At 70.0% G+C, this 16,733-nt stretch carries 15 protein-coding genes; 2 read left to right on the top strand and 13 right to left on the bottom strand.

The window, feature by feature from the left end; genetic code table 11:
• Positions 1-2 precede the first annotated feature (2 nt).
• The 6 genes from FFS72_RS15275 to FFS72_RS15250 all read right to left on the bottom strand — a co-directional run bounded on the left by FFS72_RS15275 (position 3) and on the right by FFS72_RS15250 (position 5,134).
• Positions 3-356 (bottom strand): DUF485 domain-containing protein, encoded by a 354-nt coding sequence (locus FFS72_RS15275; RefSeq protein WP_137874733.1) that lies wholly within the window; start codon positions 354-356, stop codon positions 3-5.
• Positions 357-524: 168 nt separating this feature from the next.
• Complete coding sequence (locus tag FFS72_RS15270) at positions 525-2,267, bottom strand: sodium/solute symporter (RefSeq protein ID WP_137874732.1); 1,743 nt, start codon at positions 2,265-2,267, stop codon at positions 525-527.
• Between the two features lie 24 nt (positions 2,268-2,291).
• Positions 2,292-2,669: a hypothetical protein gene (locus FFS72_RS15265; RefSeq protein ID WP_249353333.1), complete on the bottom strand. Its 378-nt coding sequence runs from the start codon at positions 2,667-2,669 to the stop codon at positions 2,292-2,294.
• Positions 2,666-3,499, bottom strand: a complete 834-nt coding sequence (locus FFS72_RS15260; RefSeq protein ID WP_137874730.1) for a LytR/AlgR family response regulator transcription factor — start codon at positions 3,497-3,499, stop codon at positions 2,666-2,668. The genes FFS72_RS15265 and FFS72_RS15260 overlap by 4 nt, the downstream gene beginning before the upstream one ends.
• Positions 3,500-3,542: 43 nt before the next feature.
• Positions 3,543-4,736, bottom strand: coding sequence for a sensor histidine kinase (locus FFS72_RS15255; RefSeq protein WP_137874729.1), 1,194 nt, complete (start codon positions 4,734-4,736; stop codon positions 3,543-3,545).
• Positions 4,733-5,134, bottom strand: a complete 402-nt coding sequence (locus FFS72_RS15250) for an MmcQ/YjbR family DNA-binding protein (RefSeq protein ID WP_137874728.1) — start codon at positions 5,132-5,134, stop codon at positions 4,733-4,735. Before FFS72_RS15250 ends, FFS72_RS15255 begins: the two co-directional genes overlap by 4 nt.
• 192 nt (positions 5,135-5,326) lie before the next feature.
• On the opposite strand from FFS72_RS15250, the gene FFS72_RS15245 reads away from it, so the two are divergent.
• Positions 5,327-7,762, top strand: a complete 2,436-nt coding sequence (locus FFS72_RS15245) for an ATP-dependent Clp protease ATP-binding subunit (RefSeq protein WP_137874727.1) — start codon at positions 5,327-5,329, stop codon at positions 7,760-7,762.
• A 54-nt stretch (positions 7,763-7,816) separates the two neighbouring features.
• On the opposite strand, the gene FFS72_RS15240 is transcribed toward FFS72_RS15245, so the two are convergent.
• The 7 genes from FFS72_RS15240 to FFS72_RS15210 form a co-directional block, all read right to left on the bottom strand.
• Positions 7,817-8,821, bottom strand: a complete 1,005-nt coding sequence (locus FFS72_RS15240) for a dimethylarginine dimethylaminohydrolase family protein (protein WP_137874726.1) — start codon at positions 8,819-8,821, stop codon at positions 7,817-7,819.
• A 62-nt stretch (positions 8,822-8,883) separates the two neighbouring features.
• Positions 8,884-10,527 (bottom strand): Na+/H+ antiporter, encoded by a 1,644-nt coding sequence (locus tag FFS72_RS15235; protein WP_137874725.1) that lies wholly within the window; start codon positions 10,525-10,527, stop codon positions 8,884-8,886.
• Positions 10,528-10,530: 3 nt separating this feature from the next.
• Positions 10,531-10,920: a thiol-disulfide oxidoreductase DCC family protein gene (locus tag FFS72_RS15230; protein ID WP_137874724.1), complete on the bottom strand. Its 390-nt coding sequence runs from the start codon at positions 10,918-10,920 to the stop codon at positions 10,531-10,533.
• Positions 10,921-10,949: 29 nt separating this feature from the next.
• Positions 10,950-11,162 (bottom strand): antitoxin, encoded by a 213-nt coding sequence (locus FFS72_RS15225; protein WP_137874723.1) that lies wholly within the window; start codon positions 11,160-11,162, stop codon positions 10,950-10,952.
• 91 nt (positions 11,163-11,253) lie between these two features.
• Positions 11,254-13,740: an HAD-IC family P-type ATPase gene (locus FFS72_RS15220; RefSeq protein WP_249353331.1), complete on the bottom strand. Its 2,487-nt coding sequence runs from the start codon at positions 13,738-13,740 to the stop codon at positions 11,254-11,256.
• Between the two features lie 9 nt (positions 13,741-13,749).
• Positions 13,750-14,865, bottom strand: coding sequence for an MBL fold metallo-hydrolase (locus FFS72_RS15215; RefSeq protein ID WP_137874722.1), 1,116 nt, complete (start codon positions 14,863-14,865; stop codon positions 13,750-13,752).
• A gap of 1 nt (position 14,866) precedes the next feature.
• Positions 14,867-15,598 carry an enoyl-CoA hydratase gene (locus FFS72_RS15210; protein WP_137874721.1) on the bottom strand — a complete coding sequence of 244 codons (732 nt, stop codon included), beginning with the start codon at positions 15,596-15,598 and terminating at the stop codon, positions 14,867-14,869.
• A gap of 39 nt (positions 15,599-15,637) precedes the next feature.
• Between FFS72_RS15210 and FFS72_RS15205 the strand changes: the two genes are divergently transcribed.
• Positions 15,638-16,720 carry an FAD-dependent oxidoreductase gene (locus tag FFS72_RS15205; RefSeq protein WP_137874720.1) on the top strand — a complete coding sequence of 361 codons (1,083 nt, stop codon included), beginning with the start codon at positions 15,638-15,640 and terminating at the stop codon, positions 16,718-16,720.
• Positions 16,721-16,733 lie beyond the last annotated feature (13 nt).

Here is a 16,733-nt window from a genome sequence, read left to right as displayed (position 1 = left end):
CCCTAGCCCTCCAGCTCGTCGCGAATGGCGGCGGCACGCGGGTCGAGTTCACGGTTCGCGAACTTCACGTACAGCGCGGTGATGACGAAGGTCGTCACGAACTGACCCAGGCCGAGGATCACGCCGAGGTTGACGTTGCCGAACACCTTCGTCGCCATGAAGTCGGACGCGTAGGTGGCGAGCAGGACGTAGACGGCGTACCAGGTGAGGAAGAACGCCGTCATCGGGAAGACGAAGCGGCGCAGCCTGCGTCGCAGGTCCTGAAATTCAGGGCTCGCCTGCATCTCGACGAAGGCCTGCGCGTCCGGTGTGCGCCGCGTGGACGCCGCCTCCGGACTCAGGTCTGCTGTGGTCACGTCGGACTCCTCGGTCGTGTGGGGCCGGCGGGGAGAACCGGCAGGTCACAGACGTTAGTGAGATGCACGTCACAGATACAGGGGGTGACGGCAGTCACACGCCGAGCTGTCGGATAACGCGCCGGACGGTCGTTTCGCCGCGACGAACGGTGTGACGCCTGCGGCGCCCTACAGGTCGGACTCGCGGTCGCGGCCGACGCCGATGCGCTCGGGCGCGTGCATCTGCGTGAAGGTGCGCCCGACGTCGGCGGGCACCCGGTCGCGGGTCGCACGGCTGACGACGACCATCACCAGGAACGCCAGCGGCACCGTCACCGCCGCCGGATAGCCGACGACGACCTCCGCCCAGCCACCCCACACCTGCGCCGGGGCACCGCCGAGCCCCGTCGCCAGCGCCGCCGCGCCCGAGCTGATGCCGCCGACGATCAGCCCGGCGGCTGCTCCCGGCGCGGTCAGCCCACGCCACCAGATGCCGAGCACCAGCAGCGGGCACAGGGTCGACGCGGCGACGGCGAACACCAGACCGACCGTGCGGGACAGGTCGATCGACGTCACCGTCAACGCCAGACCGAGCGGAACGAGGCCCGCGACGACCGCCGCGACCCGAAAGTCGCGGACCCGGCCCCACAGGACGTCGGTGCTCAGCACACCCGCGACACTGACCAGCAGCCCGGACGACGTGGCGAGGAACGCGGCGATCGCACCCGCCGCGACGAGCGCGGCCAGCAGTTGTCCTCCGACACCCGAGACCACCGACGCGGGCAGCAGCAGCACCGCGGCGTCGGAGGTTCCGGTGATGAGCAGTTGCGGCACCCACAGGCGGGCGAAGACTCCGAGCAGCGTCGGGAACAGGTAGAAGCCGCCGACGAGCCCGATGACGACGAGCGCGGTCCGGCGCGCGGCGCGGCCGTCGGGGTTGGTGTAGAAGCGGACCAGCACGTGCGGCAGTCCCATAGTGCCGAGGAAGATGCCGATGATCAGCGAGTACACCTGATAGAGCGGGTGGGTGCCGCCGAGCCCCCAGCCGGGTTCGAGCCATTGCGCGCCGGTCGGCGGTGCGCCCGCGACGACGGGAACCGGCGCACCGGCGTCGAGCACGAGGGCGGTACCGGCTCCCAGTTCGTGTTCACCCGTCGTCATCGTGACGGGTCCGTCGACGGACCGTCCGTCGAGCGTGCCGGTGACCGTCACCGGCAGCGGCTCCGACACCTGGACGACGACGTCGGTGGTGACGTCGACGGTGGTCCGCTCCCCCACCGTCGGCGGGGCGGGCGTGCCGAGATCTCGTGCGGTACCGGCGAAGTGGACGGCGAGGACGAGTGCGGGCACCGCGACAGCGGACAGCTTCAGCCAGTACTGGAACGCCTGCACGAAGGTGATCGATCGCATCCCTCCGCCGACGACGGTGGCGATCACGATAGCGGCGACGACCACCGCCCCCACCCACGCGGGCAGGCCGAGCAGGATCCCGAGCGCCAGACCCGCGCCCTGGAACTGGGGCACCATGTAGAGCACGCAGATCATGGCGACGACGACCATCGCGAGCTGGCGCAATCGCGTACTGCCGAGCCGGAATTCGGCGAAGTCGGGCACCGTGTAGGCACCCGAGCGCCGGAGCGGTGCGGCGACGAACAGCAGCAACCCCAGGTAGCCGGCGGTGAACCCGACGGGATACCAGAGCGCGTCCGCGCCGTACTTCGCGATCAGGCCCGCGACGCCGAGGAACGACGCCGCGGACAGGTACTCCCCGGAGATGGCGGCCGCGTTCCACCGCGGGCCGACGCTGCGGGACGCGACGAGAAAGTCGGATGTGGTGCGTGCCAGCCGAACACCGTAGAACCCGATGACGACGGTCGCGAGTGCCGCGGCGACGAGCGCCACGACCGTCACCGGTGGAATCTGCTGGTTCACGTGCGCCGCACCCGCCTTCGTGTGTCAGTCGTCGGTGAGGTCGACGAATTCCTGTTCGGTGCGTTCGGCGAGCCGGATGTAGATCCGGCCCGCGAGGTACAGGGCCGGGTACGCAACAACACCGAGCACCAGCCACGACAGCCGCACACCCAACACCCTGGCGTCGCCGAGCGCCGGGAAGGCTATGAACAGCAACGGAACCGCGAAGGCCGTCAGCACGACCACGGCGGCGACGCGCAACGCGAGGCCGAGTTGCGCTCGCACGAGCGCGCGGACCATCGCCTCCCCGACCTGCGTCTGCTCCTGGACCTCGACCCGGGTCCGCACGGTTCGGGCACCGCGACGGTGTGCCAGCACGACGCGTTCCCGCTGCCGGGACGGTCCGGAGCGGGGCCCGGTCACCGCGACGTCCAGGTCTGCCTCGGCGCCCGCACGAGCCGGTCCTTCAGTTCGCGGGTGTGCCTGCGGCTGACGGGAAGTTCGGTGACCGGCGCCTGGTCACCGATGCGCAGGCACACGACGGTGCCCGTCCCGACGCTGCGGATACCGGTCACGAGGGGCAGCGCCACCAGGTACGAGCGGTGTACCCGAAGGAACCCCGACGACTGCCAACGGGATTCGAGCACGGAGATCGGGATGCGCACCAGATGCGATCCGGTGGCGGTGTGCAGCCTGGCGTAGTCGCCGTCGGCTTCGACCCACGCGACGTCGGACCGGTGGACGAGCGTGGTGACGCCGCCGAGTTCCACGGGGATCACCTCGTCGGAGGACGCCGCGTCCGGTTCGGGTTGCGCCGCCTCGGTGACGCGGTCGGCCCGCAGCGCGGCCCGGATCCGCCGAACCGATTCGGCGAGCCGCTCCTCACGCAGGGGTTTGAGCAGATAGTCGACGGCGCCGAGATCGAACGCGTCGACGGCCCGGTCGTCGTGCGCGGTCACGAACACCACCGCGGGCGGGACCGCGAACGCCGCGAGGACACCCGCGAGTTCGAGTCCGTCGAGACCCGGCATGTTGATGTCGAGGAACACGGCGTCGATCGGCGGCTCCCCGGCGCTGCCGAGTCGGCCCTTGATCACCCGCAGCGCCGTGGTGGCGTCGCCGGCGGTGAGGATCTCGCCGACGTCGCCCTGGGCACGCAGAAGGTAGGCCAGTTCGTCGAGCGCCGGACGCTCGTCGTCGACGGCCAGCACGGTCAGCGGGGCGCTCTGGGCGCCTTCGGGAATCTGCGTCACAACATTGTCATCGTGCCACGGGCGTCCCCGCGACGATCCGCGGTCAGACCCGGATACCGGGACGGAACTTCGGGACCCGCATGCTCACCCGGGTTCCGGCACCGGGAGCCGTCTCGACGACGAGGCCGTAGTCGTCGCCGAACGCAGCCCGCAACCGGTCGTCGACGTTCGCGAGCCCGACGTGCGCGGACTCCTTCGCGCTCGGACCGCCCGACCCTTCCGCGACGGCATCGAGCGAACCGGATCGCAGCAGCTCGGGGTCCATGCCCACGCCGTCGTCCTCGACGCTGATGACGCAGTCCGCGCCCTCGTCGGCGGCGACGATGGTGACGGTCCCCTTCGACTGTCCCGCCAGGCCGTGCCGGACCGCGTTCTCCACGAGGGGCTGCAGCGCCAGGAACGGCAGCACGACGCCGAGCACCTCGGGTGCCACCTGCAGTCGCACCTCGAGAGCACTGCCGAAGCGGGCGCGTTCGAGCGTGAGGTAGCGGTCGATGTTGCGCAGTTCGTCGGACAGGACGGTGTACTCGCCCGCCGACCGGAACGAGTAACGGGTGAAGTCCGCGAACTCGAGGATCAGTTCCCGGGCGCGGGCCGGGTCGGTGCGCACGAACGACGCCACGGTGTTGAGCGCGTTGTAGATGAAGTGCGGGCTGATCTGGGCGCGCAGAGCGCGGACCTCCGCGCGGTCGAGGCGGGCACGGGAGGCGTCGAGTTCGGCCAGTTCGATCTGGCTGGACGCGTACCGCGCGACCTCGGTGATGGCGCCGAGGATTCCCGGTCCGGGCTGGGCGGCGGTCACCACCCCCATCACCCCGACCACCCCGGCGTCCTCGACGACGAGCGGCTGGACGACGAGGGCCCGGACACCCGGTACGGGGTCGACGATCAGTTCCCGCCTCCCCTTGTCGGCGGCGACCTCGGCCGCGCTCGCGAACCGGGTGGCGAGGCTGTCGTGCGGACCGTGCCACGCCAGGATCTCGCCGGTGTCGTCGGCGAGGGCAAGCGCATCGGCCGAGGTGAGTAGCCCCAGATGCGGCGCGGCCTCCGCGGCGGACGCGGCGTCGAGTCCGCGGCGCAACGACCGGGCGGCGAGCGACGCGGTGTGCAACGTCGCGTGGACGGCCCGTTCCTCCGGCGTCGTCAGGGTGCGCCGCGTCCGCGACCGCAGCACCAGCGCGCCGAGCACGACGACGGCGACGATCAGGCCGACTATGACGAGCGCAGTGCCGCTCATCGCGACGTCGGCCGGTCCGAGTCGAGCCGGGCGATCAGCGTCGCGGGGGCAACGGCCCGGTACGCGTCCTCCACCACGTCTTCGATGTCCCGCCAGTCCTCTTCGCTCGGTTCGTCATTCGGTCCGACGTCGAGCCGGACGCCGATCCAGCCGCGCCCCCCGACGTACGGCGGGACGAAGAAGCGTTCCGGGTCCCGCGCCACCCAGTCCTGCTGTGCACCGGCGGGTGCGGCGGCCCAGAACGAGAGCCTGTCGTCGTGGTGGTGGTCGGCGTAGCTGACGAACTGCGGGGCCTTGCGGACGAACCAGGACGGCTCACCGTGGCTGACCCGCTCGGTCGCCTCGGGCAGGGCGAGGCACAGGTCGCGAAGCCGGTCGAGTGGGCGCGGCGGGGTCATGCGGCAACGCTACGACACCTCCCGCCGAGGCGAGGGGAACCCGGAACCCGGAGGCGGTCGGACCGGACGAGGATCGTCCTCACCCCGAAATCGTGGTGTCGGGGATCACAGCGCGATCTCACGACCCGGGAATTGATTGCGATACAGACACGTTAGTTGAGTCAGAACCACTCAACTTCAGGAGGCTCGTCAATGCCTGCTTACTTCGGCCCGCAGGGCCCCGGTCGCATCGACATCAGCCGACTCATGAGCCGATCCACTCAGGAGCTCGTGAGCGCGGCCGCCCGCTTCGCAGCGGGTCGCGGCGACTCCGACCTCGACGCCCTGCACGTCGTACGCGTGATGGCCGAGCAGGAGCCGGTCAGGTCGCTGATGCAGCGTGCCGGCGCACGGCCCGACGCCGTCGCCGAGGCCGCGGAGACGCGCCTCCCGCAGGGCACCCGGTCCGCGAACGCGTTCGCCGTGCCCGCACTGAGCCCTGCCCTCAAGACCGCGCTGCTCGAAGCCCACCAGCTCGCGCGCGCCCTCGGCTCCACCTACATCGACCCCGAGCACCTGTTCCTGGCCCTGGCCGCCGACGGCGACCATGCCGTCGGGCGTCTGCTCGCGGAGCAGGGCGTCACCCCCGAGTCGCTGCAGCGCACCGTGCTGGAAGGCCCGGCCGCTCCCGGGACCGAGGCCACCGACAGCACCACCCCGACACTCGACAAGTACGGCGTCGACCTGACGGCCCGCGCCCGTGACGGCGGAATCGACCCCGTCATCGGTCGTGCGCTCGAGATCGAGCAGACCGTCGAGATCCTGTCGCGGCGCACCAAGAACAACCCGGTCCTCATCGGTGAGGCGGGCGTCGGCAAGACCGCGATCGTCGAGGGTCTCGCCCAGCGCATCGTGGACGGCGACGTCCCCGACCGCCTGCTCGGCAAGCGCATCGTCCAGCTGGAGATGTCGTCGATGGTGTCGGGTACCCGCTACCGCGGCGACTTCGAGGAGCGGCTGACGACCCTGGTCGACGAGATCACCGCCCACAAGGACGAGTTGGTCGTGTTCATCGACGAGATCCACACCATCGCCGGAGCAGGCGCGGGTGCGGATGGCGCGATGGACGCGGGCAACATCCTCAAGCCGAAGCTGGCGCGCGGCGACCTGCACGTCGTCGGCGCGACCACACTCGACGAGTACCGCAAGCACATCGAGAAGGACCCGGCCCTCGAACGCCGGTTCCAGCCGGTGATCGTCGACGAGCCCAGCACCGAGGACGCCGTCACCATTCTGACGGGCCTGCGGGAGCGGTACGAGGAGCACCACGGTGTGCGGTACACCGACGAGGCGATCGTCGCCGCCGTCGAACTCTCGCACCGCTACATCGGCGACCGGTTCCTGCCGGACAAGGCGATCGACCTGATCGACCAGGCGGGCGCGCGGCTGTCGCTGCGGTCGCCGAAGGTCGACATCGAGGCCCTGCGGGCACAGCTCGCCGAACTGGAGAAGGACAAGGAGGAGGCCGTCGCGGCAGAGGACTACGAGAAGGCGTCCGCGCTGCGCGATCGAATCATCGCCGCGCAGAAGCGCATCGACGGCGTCCCGGACGCCGCCCCCGTCGACGCCCCCGAGGTCACCGCGGAACTGATCGCCGAGGTCGTGTCCCGGGCGACCGGCATCCCGGCCAGCCAGATGACGCAGGAGGAGAAGGACCGCCTGCGGCTGCTGGAGGACGAACTGCACCGGCGGGTCGTCGGCCAGGACGACGCCGTGCGCGCGGTCGCGCGGGCGGTGCGGCGCAGCCGGACCGGCATGGCCGACCCGAACAAGCCCGCGGGCAGCTTCCTGTTCCTCGGCCCGACCGGCGTCGGCAAGACGGAACTCGCGAAGGCGCTGGCGGCGACGCTGTTCGGCGACGAGGACAAGATGATCCGGTTCGACATGAGCGAGTTCGGCGAACGGCACACGGTGTCGCGTCTGCTCGGCGCCCCTCCCGGGTACGTCGGGTACGACGAGGCGGGCCAGCTGACCGAGCGGGTGCGGCGCAATCCCTACTCGGTGATCCTGCTCGACGAGATCGAGAAGGCGCACCCGGACCTGTTCAACACGCTGCTGCAGGTGCTCGACGACGGCAGGCTCACCGACGGTCACGGCCGCACGGTGGACTTCACGAACACCGTCGTGATCATGACCAGCAACGTGGGCTCCGACCTGATCTCGAGCAAGGGCGGCGCGCTCGGCTTCGTCACCGGTGACGCGGCCTCGGCCGAGAAGCCGTTGCGGGACCGGGTGATGGCCCGGCTGCGGGAGTCGATGCGTCCGGAGTTCCTGAACCGGATCGACGAGATCGTGGTCTTCCGCAGGCTCGACACCGGTCAGCTGCACCGGATCACCGATCTGATGCTCGACGACAGCCGGAAGCGGCTGGCGGACAAGGGCATCGAGATCACGTTCAGCGACGCCGCCGTCGACTGGATCGCCGAGCACGGGCACCAGCCCGAGTTCGGGGCCCGGCCGCTGCGCCGGTCCATCCAGCGCGTGGTCGACGACCGGATCGCGGACATGCTCATCGACGACCTGATCGTCGAGGGATCCCGGGTGACGGTCGACGTCACCGAGGACGAGCTGGACCTGCAGGTCGCGTAGGAGCGAACGACGGGCCGAGGGGACGGGCGATGCGCCCGTCCCCTCGGCCCGTGCTCACTCGCGCCACAGTGACTGCGTGGTGCACCGGAACGACCCGCCGAAGCTGCGGGTGATCGCGAAGTCGACGTACTCGACCGTGACCCCGTGTGCGGCAACACGATCACCGACCGCGGCGAACACGGGGTCCATGATGTAGACGTCCGGTCCGATGGGGAGCCCGTTGGTGGCGAGGTCGATGCCCTCCTGCTCGGTGACCTCGATCCGGTCCCAGTCGTCGAACACCGCCGGAAGCCCGTCCGGGAGAGCGTCCGGACAGGTCACCAACAGGCCCTCGCGGATCAGCCCGAGCGCACAGTCGAGGTGCAGGAAGTTGGGGGCCAGCCGTACCGGTTCCACCGTGTACCCGCGCGGCGACAGCAGGTGACGCAGCCAGCGCATCCCCAGATCGTTCGAGGCCAGCCCGGAATTGCCGACGAACACCCGATCGCCGTACACCAGCACGTCCCCGCCCTCGAGGAACGGACCCGCTCCCGCGTCATCGCCTGCGCCGTCCGGCACCGCAGGCTGCGGAAGCGCGACGTAGGTGCAGCGCCCGCCGAGCGCGCGCTCGGCGAGGATGTCGCGGCTGGCCAGCACCTCCCGCCGCCGGTACGGCAGCCGCAGCGTCCCCTCCACCACCACGTCACCGACGACGAACCAGGGGTCTCGGACGAAGAAGTTCGCATAGCCGTCCGGCCCGCCCGCGGCCCGTTCCGCGTCGGTCAGCGGCTGGGTCCGCACCACCTCGACACCGTGCCGCTCGAACACCGCGCACAACTGCTCGCGTTCGGATTCCCAGCGTCGCTGCCGCTCCGGGTGGACGTCGGCGTGGTCGCGTCCCAGCATGCCGCCGAGCATCGCCCGCGCCTCGGGGGTGAGGAAGGCGACCTCGGCGGGCGGCAGTTCCTCGGGCAGCCGCACCTGGGACCGGGCGACGACGACCATGCGCAACGGGGCGAACTCGCTGCGCACCATCACCCGTCCCGGCGACGCGCCTGTGGGGGTGTCGATGAGATCCATCCCGGCCTCCAGTCGGTCGACTTACAGCGTATGCCCGGCCTGCGCGCCATGCAGGCGAGCGTTCACCACCGCTGTCGTCGCACCCGGGCCTCGGCGGCGGCCTCCTCCAGGTCGAGTTCGTCGAGTAGTCGCCGCAGCACCTCGTCGTCGAGGTCGCCGGCGTCCCTGGCCTCGATCAGCGCCGTCCGCTGCGCCTTGAGGACGTCGTTGCGGAGTCGGTTGAACTGGGCACCGAGCCGCAGCACCTTGGCCTCGTGTTCCCCGAGGTCGTCGGCGTGCTCGGCGGCCAGACGCGCCTGGGTCGAGCGCCGGACCCGCTCCACCAGTTCGCCCACCTCCGGATCCCGCAGTGCTGCAGGCGGATCCCGCAGCATGTCGGCGAGTACTCGCTCCGCAGCCTGTTTCGAAATCTGCCGTGCGAGGTCGATCTGTTGCGAGTTCCGCAGTTCCTCGTCCGGGTCGGCGACGTCGAGGACCCGGATCAGCATCGGGAGTGTCGAACCCTGGATGAGCAGGGTCCCGACCGCGACGGTGAAGGCGACCGCCTGGATCACCCCGCGCCCCGGGAACGGGTCACCCGACACCGTCGCCAACGGCACACCGGCGGCCGCCGCCAGTGTCACGACCCCCCGCATCCCCGCCCAGGAGATCACCAGGTTCTGCCGCCACGTCAACTCCTCCCCCGCGCGCGACTTTCCCTTCCTGGCGGTCAGTCGGGGCATCGCGCGGCGCCTGCCCACATTGAGGAAGATCCACGCCGGCCGGATGACGATCACCAGCGCGAGCACGGCGAAGCCGTAGCCGAAGACATGATGCACCGGGAGCCCGTCGTCGCGGACGGTGTCGATGACCGACTTGAACTGCAGCCCGATGTAGGCGAACACGAACGTCTCGAGCACCAGGTCGATCGTCGGCCACACGGACCGTTCCTGGATGCGGGTGCTCACCGATTCGTCACCCGCGTTGCGGCCCAACACGAAACCGGCGGTGACGACGGCGAGGACACCAGACGCGTGGATCTCCTCGGCCGCGAAGTACGCGACGAACGGCAGGATGAGGCCGAGGACGGTCTCCAGTGCGGAGTCGGTGATCCGGGCCCGGACGGTGCGGACTATCCGCGCGAGCACGAGTCCGACGCCGACACCCCCGACGATCTCGTAGCCGAAGTACAGGATCGGGGAGTCGATCGAGATGCGTGCTCCCGTCACCGCGGCCGCGGCGAGTGTGAACAGTGTCAACGCTGCCGCGTCGTTGACGAGGCTCTCCCCCTTGAGGATCGCCATCATCCGCTCGGGCAGTCCGAGTCTGCGCCCGACGGACACGGCGGCCACCGCGTCCGGTGGGGCCACCACCGCTCCGAGCACCAGCGCCGCACCGAGGGTGAGCTCCGGAACCAGCCAGTTCGCGAACACCCCGACAGCGACCGCGGTGACAACGACCATGCCGATGCCGAGCCGCAGGATCGACCGGATGTTCCGTTGAAAGGTGTTGAACGAGTAGTCGAGCGCCGCCGAGTACAGCAGCGGCGGCAGCACGACACCGAGAAGAATGTCGGGAGGGATCGCCGGCGTCGGCACACCGGGCACGAACGACGCCGCGGCGCCGACGGTGACGAGCACGAGCGGAACCTGGAAGCCGAGCCGCTTCGCGAATCCGGCAACGACGATCGCCGCGACGAAGACGAGCAGCAGCCCGGCGACGCTCAAGGGTCAGCCGATCGCGCAGCTGCCGCCGCGGCCGGGCAGCCGGTGCCGGTTCCGGGCGACGAGCCGGTACAGCGCATTCTGCGCCTGCCGGATTCCGGGGATTCGGTAGATGTGCAAGGGGATTCGACTACCCAGCACACCGGACAGTGCGGCGTTGATCGCACCTGCCCCGGCGAACCGCTGCCCGGACGCGTCGATGGCCCACGCCTGCTCCAGGGCCTCGTCCACCGTCACCCCGAAATGGTCGACGGCGCCGGGCTTCTGCAACGGCGTGGCCGTGACGCGGCCGTGGCGGTCGAGCCGCTCCAGCCATCCCGCGCACCACACACAGAAGCCGCAGTCCTTGTCGAACAGCAGCTCGACATGGTGGTCCGTGGACGAACGAGTGGGCATGGTGCGGCTCCTGTGTAGTGACTTGTGGACTACTTGGTTCCGTCGGCAGGCGGGGCGTCCTTCGGGATCGCCTTCTTCGCGGCGTCCTGCGCCTTGTCGATGTGCTGGCTGTACTTGCGGCCGGTCTTCTCGTCGACGAAGTCGCCTGCCTTGGTGATGGCGTCCTCGACCTGCTTGGAGTTCTCGGCGGCGTACTTCTGCCCCTTGCCGAACAGATCCTTCAACGTGTTGACCAAGCTCATGGTTCTCCTCTCAGCGGGGCATATCCCCTGCCTTCAGTCTCACAGCAATCGCCGACACCCGCCAGAGCGCCCTCCGTGCGTTCGCTGTGGATCAGGACACGGTCTCCCGTGTCCGTTCCCCGGGCTCTTCGGGCAGCGAGAAGAGTTGCCGCTTCTCGCCGTGCAGGCGCCCTGACACCCACCACCCGAGCTCGACGAGGACGATGCCGACACCGCCACAGACGAACGCCGTGGTGGTCGCTGCGACATTCGACGGGTCCAGTTTGAAGAACTCCCGGCAGAACGGGACGGAGAAGAGCACCACGTAGCCGGCGACCGATCCGGCGATCAGGACGATCTTCCACCACACGTACGGCCTGGCGACGATCGCGAGCACCCACAGGGCGATCGTGATCAGCGTGATCAGCGCGGTGGTGCCCGCCTGGATCTGCTGAGTCTCGGTCTGCTCAGGTCCGGCGTACACCAGGGCGTACGAGACGAACGTCGCGATGCCGATGACCAGACCGGACGGGATCGCGAACCGCATCACACGCGGCACGAACCCGGTGCGCGCCCGCTCGTTGTTCGGCGCAAGCGACAGGATGAAGGCGGGAATGCCGATGGTGAACCACGCCGCGATCGTGACGTGCCGCGGCAGGAACGGGTACGGCATCGGCTCGAAGTCGAACAGCTCGGACGCGACGCCGGACAGTCCGACGAGGAGGGCGAGCAGCACCGAGTACACCGTCTTGGTGAGGAACAGGTTGGAGACCCGCTCGATGTTGCCGATCACCCGGCGTCCCTCGCCCACGACGTACGGCAGGGTCGCGAACTTGTTGTCCAACAGCACGATCTGCGCGACGGCCCGCGTCGCGGGACTGCCCGACCCCATCGACACCCCGATGTCGGCGTCCTTGAGCGCGAGGACGTCGTTGACGCCGTCGCCGGTCATCGCGACGGTGTGCCCACGCGATTGCAACGCCCCGACCATCGCCCGTTTCTGGTCGGGACGCACCCGCCCGAAGGTGGTCTCGGAGGCGAGGACGTCGGCGAGGGCGTCCCGGTCCTCGGGCAGGCCGCGGGCGTCGACGGCGTGGTCGCCGCCCGGCAGTCCGAGCGATCCCGCGACGGCGCCGACCGACACGGCGTTGTCGCCGGAGATGACCTTGACCTCGACCTTCTGTTCGGCGAAGTAGGCCAGGGTGTCGGCGGCGTCCGGACGCACCCGCTGCTCCAGCACGACCAGTGCGCGCGCCGTGAGGTTCCCGGGCGCGGCGTCGTCGTCGACCGCGACGTCACCCTCCCCGAGAAGCAGAACCCGCAGTCCCGTCGCCCCGATCTCTTCGGCGGTGCGGGCGGCGTCCAAGTCGGGGTCGAGCAGCACATCCGGCGCACCGAGGAACCAGTTCCCGTTGGCGCCGTACGAGATTCCGCTCCACTTCTTCGCCGACGAGAACGGGGCGACGCCGGTGGAGGTCCACCCCGGATCGTCCTCGTACGCCTCGGCGATCGCCAGTACGCTCGCGTTCGGCCGCGGGTCGTCGGCAGCCATCGCGGCCAGCGCGTCCTGCAGCCGGGACGCTGCCCCGGCGGGATCGTCCGGTGTGAGCAGCCGCAACTCCGAGAGCCGCATGCCGTTCTCGGTGAGGGTGCCGGTCTTGTCCGCGCACACCACGTCGACGCGGGCGAGCCCCTCGATGGCCGGCAGTTCCTGCACCAGACACTGCCTGCGCCCCAACCGGATGACGCCGACCGCGAACGCGAGCGACGTCATCAGCACCAGCCCCTCGGGGACCATCGGCACCAGCGCGGCGACCATGCCGTTCAGCGCACCCCCGAGATCCTGCTCGCTGACGAACAGCTGGTTGTAGATGATCAGCGCGCCCGCCGGGATCATCATGTACGTGATGACCTTGAGGATCCGGTCGACGCCGCTGCGCAGTTCCGAGTGCACCAGCGTGAACTTGGACGCCTCCGCCGCCAATTGCGCGGCGTAGGCGTCACGGCCGACCTTCGTCGCCCGGTACGCACCGCTGCCCGACGCCACGAAACTGCCGGACAGCACCTGGTCGCCGGGCTGCTTGTGCACCGGATCGGCCTCACCGGTGAGCAGCGACTCGTCGATCTCGAGCAGCTCCCCCTCGACGACCTCGCCGTCGACGACGATCTGATCGCCTGCGCCCAGTTCGATGACGTCGTCGAGCACCACCTCGCTCGGCGCCAGCGCCGTCGTCGCGCCGTCGCGGCGGACCACGGGCTGTGACTGACTGACGATGGCGAGCTGGTCGAGGGTCCGCTTGGCCCGGGTCTCCTGGATGATGCCGATCGCGCTGTTCGCGATGATGAGCAGCCCGAACATGCCGTCGATGATCGACCCCGTCGACAGCACGATCACCAGGAGGACACCGAGGATCGCGTTGATCCGGGTGAACACGTTGGCCCGGACGATCTCCCGGACGGAACGACTGGCTCGCCCCGGAACGTCGTTGGTCTTGCCCTCCGCCCGACGTCGGGCCACCTGGTCGGCGGTCAGTCCTGTCCGCACGTCCACGTCGTCGGGCTTCAGCGTTCCGACCGGATGGATCTCGTCGTTGGCCATGCCCTCAGGTTAGGCCAGCCGGAGCCACCAGGGCCGTTGGGCACCCGGACGAAGAACGTCGATCCGCTGGCCCGGCATCGGCACGCGCACACAGGTTCCGACCGCGTCGGCGGCGAGGCACAGGCGGACGATCGGCTCGGCCCACGGATGGAACGCCAGGTTGAACGTCGCCCAGTGCACCGGAACGAGCACGCCCGCGGTCGCGTCCCCACCCTGGAGGTCGGTGTGCATGCGCACCGCCTCCTCCGGGTTCATGTGGATGTCCGGCCAGTGCTCGTCGTAGGCGCCGACCGGCAGCAGGGTCAGGTCGAAGGGCCCGTGACGCTCCCCGATCTCGGCGAACCGCGGGGTGTACCCGGTGTCGCCACCGAAGAAGACGGCATGCTGCGGCCCGCGCACCGCCCACGACGACCACAACGTCGTGTTGCGTCGCAGTCCGCGGCCCGAGAAGTGCCGGGCCTCGGTACAGGTGAGCACCAGCGACCCGATCGTGGTCTGCTCGTCCCAGTCGAGTTCGACGATCCGGTCCTCGGGGACCCGCCAATGCCGCAGGTGCGCACCGATTCCCGTCGGCACCACGAACGGAGCCGTCTGCGTGCGCAGGAGGGCGACGATCGTGGCGCGATCGAGGTGGTCGTAGTGGTCGTGCGAGATGAGGATCGCGTCGACCGGCGGCAGCGCGGTGACCTCGACGGGCGTCGGATGCAGCCGAGCGGGTCCGATCATCGGCGACGGCGAAACCCGGTGGCTCCACACGGGATCGGTGAGTACCCGATGTCCGTCGACCTCGACGATGGCGCTGGCATGTCCGTACCAGGTGACGGCGAGTTCCGCGGCTTCCGCCGGCGCCAGCGGTGTCGCCAGCGGAATGGGCTGACTGGGCCGACCGAGCTTGCGGCGCGTCAACACCGACGACAGCAGACTGGATTCGTCGGCGCGCACCACCTGAGCACTCGGTTCGGTGTTGTGAAACCTGTTGTCGCGGAAGCGTGCCGACCCCTCCGCGCGTGGCGCGATCGCAGCTGCGGAGGCACCGATCTGCCCGGGGATCCCCCACGCCGCACGCGCGAGTGTCGCGGCGGCAGCACCGGCTATGGCGGCGGCGATGACCGATCGCGCTCGCACGTCAGCGCCCCCGGAACGTCGGGGTGCGCTTCTCGTGCCGAGCACGCGACGCCTCGAGCATGTCCTCGCTCGACCACGCGGCGTGCAGGGCGTCGAGCTGGTCCTGCGGCACCTCGTCCTGCGTGCCGTCGTCGTTGAAGACCATCTTGAGGTGACGCAGCGACAGCGGCGCCAACGCGGCGATCCGCTTGGCCCACTCCTGCGCGGCGGCGAGGTCGCCGATCTTGTTGGCCAGTCCGAACGTGTAGGCGTCGGCCGCCGAGATCTGCTCGGCGCCGAGCAGGACCGTGCGGGCGGGTCCGCCGCCGACCAGCGAGGAGAGTCGCTTGACCGTCCAGGAGTCCACGGAGATCCCCAGCTTCACCGCGGGGATCGCGAAGAAGGCGTCCGGTGTGACGACCCGCAGGTCCGACGCGATGGCCAACTGCGTACCCGCGCCGACCGCGGGCCCGTTGATCGCGGCGATCACCGGGATGGGCGCCGAGTCGATGGTGTGCAGCATTTCGAGGAGGGTGTCCGTGAACCCGTCGGCGTAGACGTCACCCGACAGATCCGCGCCCGCGCAGAAGGCCCTGCCCTGCCCAGTCAGCACGATCACCCGGGCCCCGTCGGCGACCACCTCGTCGACGGCGTCACGCAGCAGGACGCACAGCTCGGTGTTGAGCGCGTTGCGTCGATCCTCGCGCTGCAACTCGATGGTCACCACATCGCCGTCTCGGCTGGTCCCGATCATGATTGTGACCGTACCGTTTCGACCTGAGAAGGTGCCACTGTGCAGCAAACTGTCGATGTCGTCGTGATCGGCGCGGGCCAGGCCGGGTTGTCCGCTGGTTACCACCTGCGCCGGGCCGGTGCCGACTTCGTCGTTCTCGACCACGCGCCCGGACCGGGTGGCGCGTGGCAGTTCCGGTGGCCGTCGCTGACGTTGACCACCGTCAACCGCGTCCACGACCTGCCCGGCATGGCGATGACCGACGTCCTGGACGGATCGCCGCCCGAGGAAGTACATGCGTCCGACGTCGTCCCGCTGTACTTCGGCGAATACGAGAAGCGCTTCGACCTGCCGGTACGTCGCCCGGTCCACGTCCGCGTCGTGTGCGACCACGGCGCCGGGACGGGCCCGCTGACCGTGGAGACCGACGACGGGACGGTGACGACCCGCGGCATCGTCAACGCGACCGGAACGTGGGAGCGGCCCTTCGTGCCGCGCTATCCGGGCGCCGAGACGTTCCGGGGCCGAACGCTGCACACCCGTGACTACCGCACCGCCGACGAGTTCACGGGTAGGCACGTCCTCGTGGTCGGCGGCGGTATCTCGGCCGTGCAGCTGCTCGACGAGATCTCCCGTGTCACGACCACCACCTGGGTGACGAGGAGGCCGCCGGAGTTCCGGGACACCCCGTTCACCCCAGAAGAGGGTCGCGCCGCTGTCGCGATCGTCGAGGACCGGGTTCGGCGCGGCCTCCCACCCGGATCGGTGGTGTCGGTGACGGGCCTGCCGCTGACCCCGGCGTTGCGCGCCGCCCGCGAGCGCGGCGCCCTGGACCGGCGGCCGATGTTCACCGAGATCACCCCGGACGGTGTCCGATGGGCGGACGGGACCGAGCAGCATGTCGACGTCATCCTGTGGTGCACCGGCTTTCGCAGTTCCCTCGACCACCTCGCACCGCTGCATCTGCGCGGACCGGGCGGCGGCATCACCATGACGGGACGGCTCGCGACCCAGGTCGCCGCCGACCCGCGGGTGCACCTGCTGGGGTACGGGCCGTCCGCGAGCACGATCGGCGCCAACCGCGGCGGCCGGGCCGCGGCGGGGGAACTGCTCGCGTACCTCGCCGGCCTGCCCGTTCCCTGAGCCGGTGAACGCG

The sequence above is a fragment of the Rhodococcus sp. Q genome (assembly GCF_005503035.1).
GTDB lineage: Bacteria > Actinomycetota > Actinomycetes > Mycobacteriales > Mycobacteriaceae > Rhodococcus_G.
The sequence above is the reverse complement of the archived record's forward strand: the minus strand, read 5'-3'. Positions and strand labels throughout refer to the sequence as shown.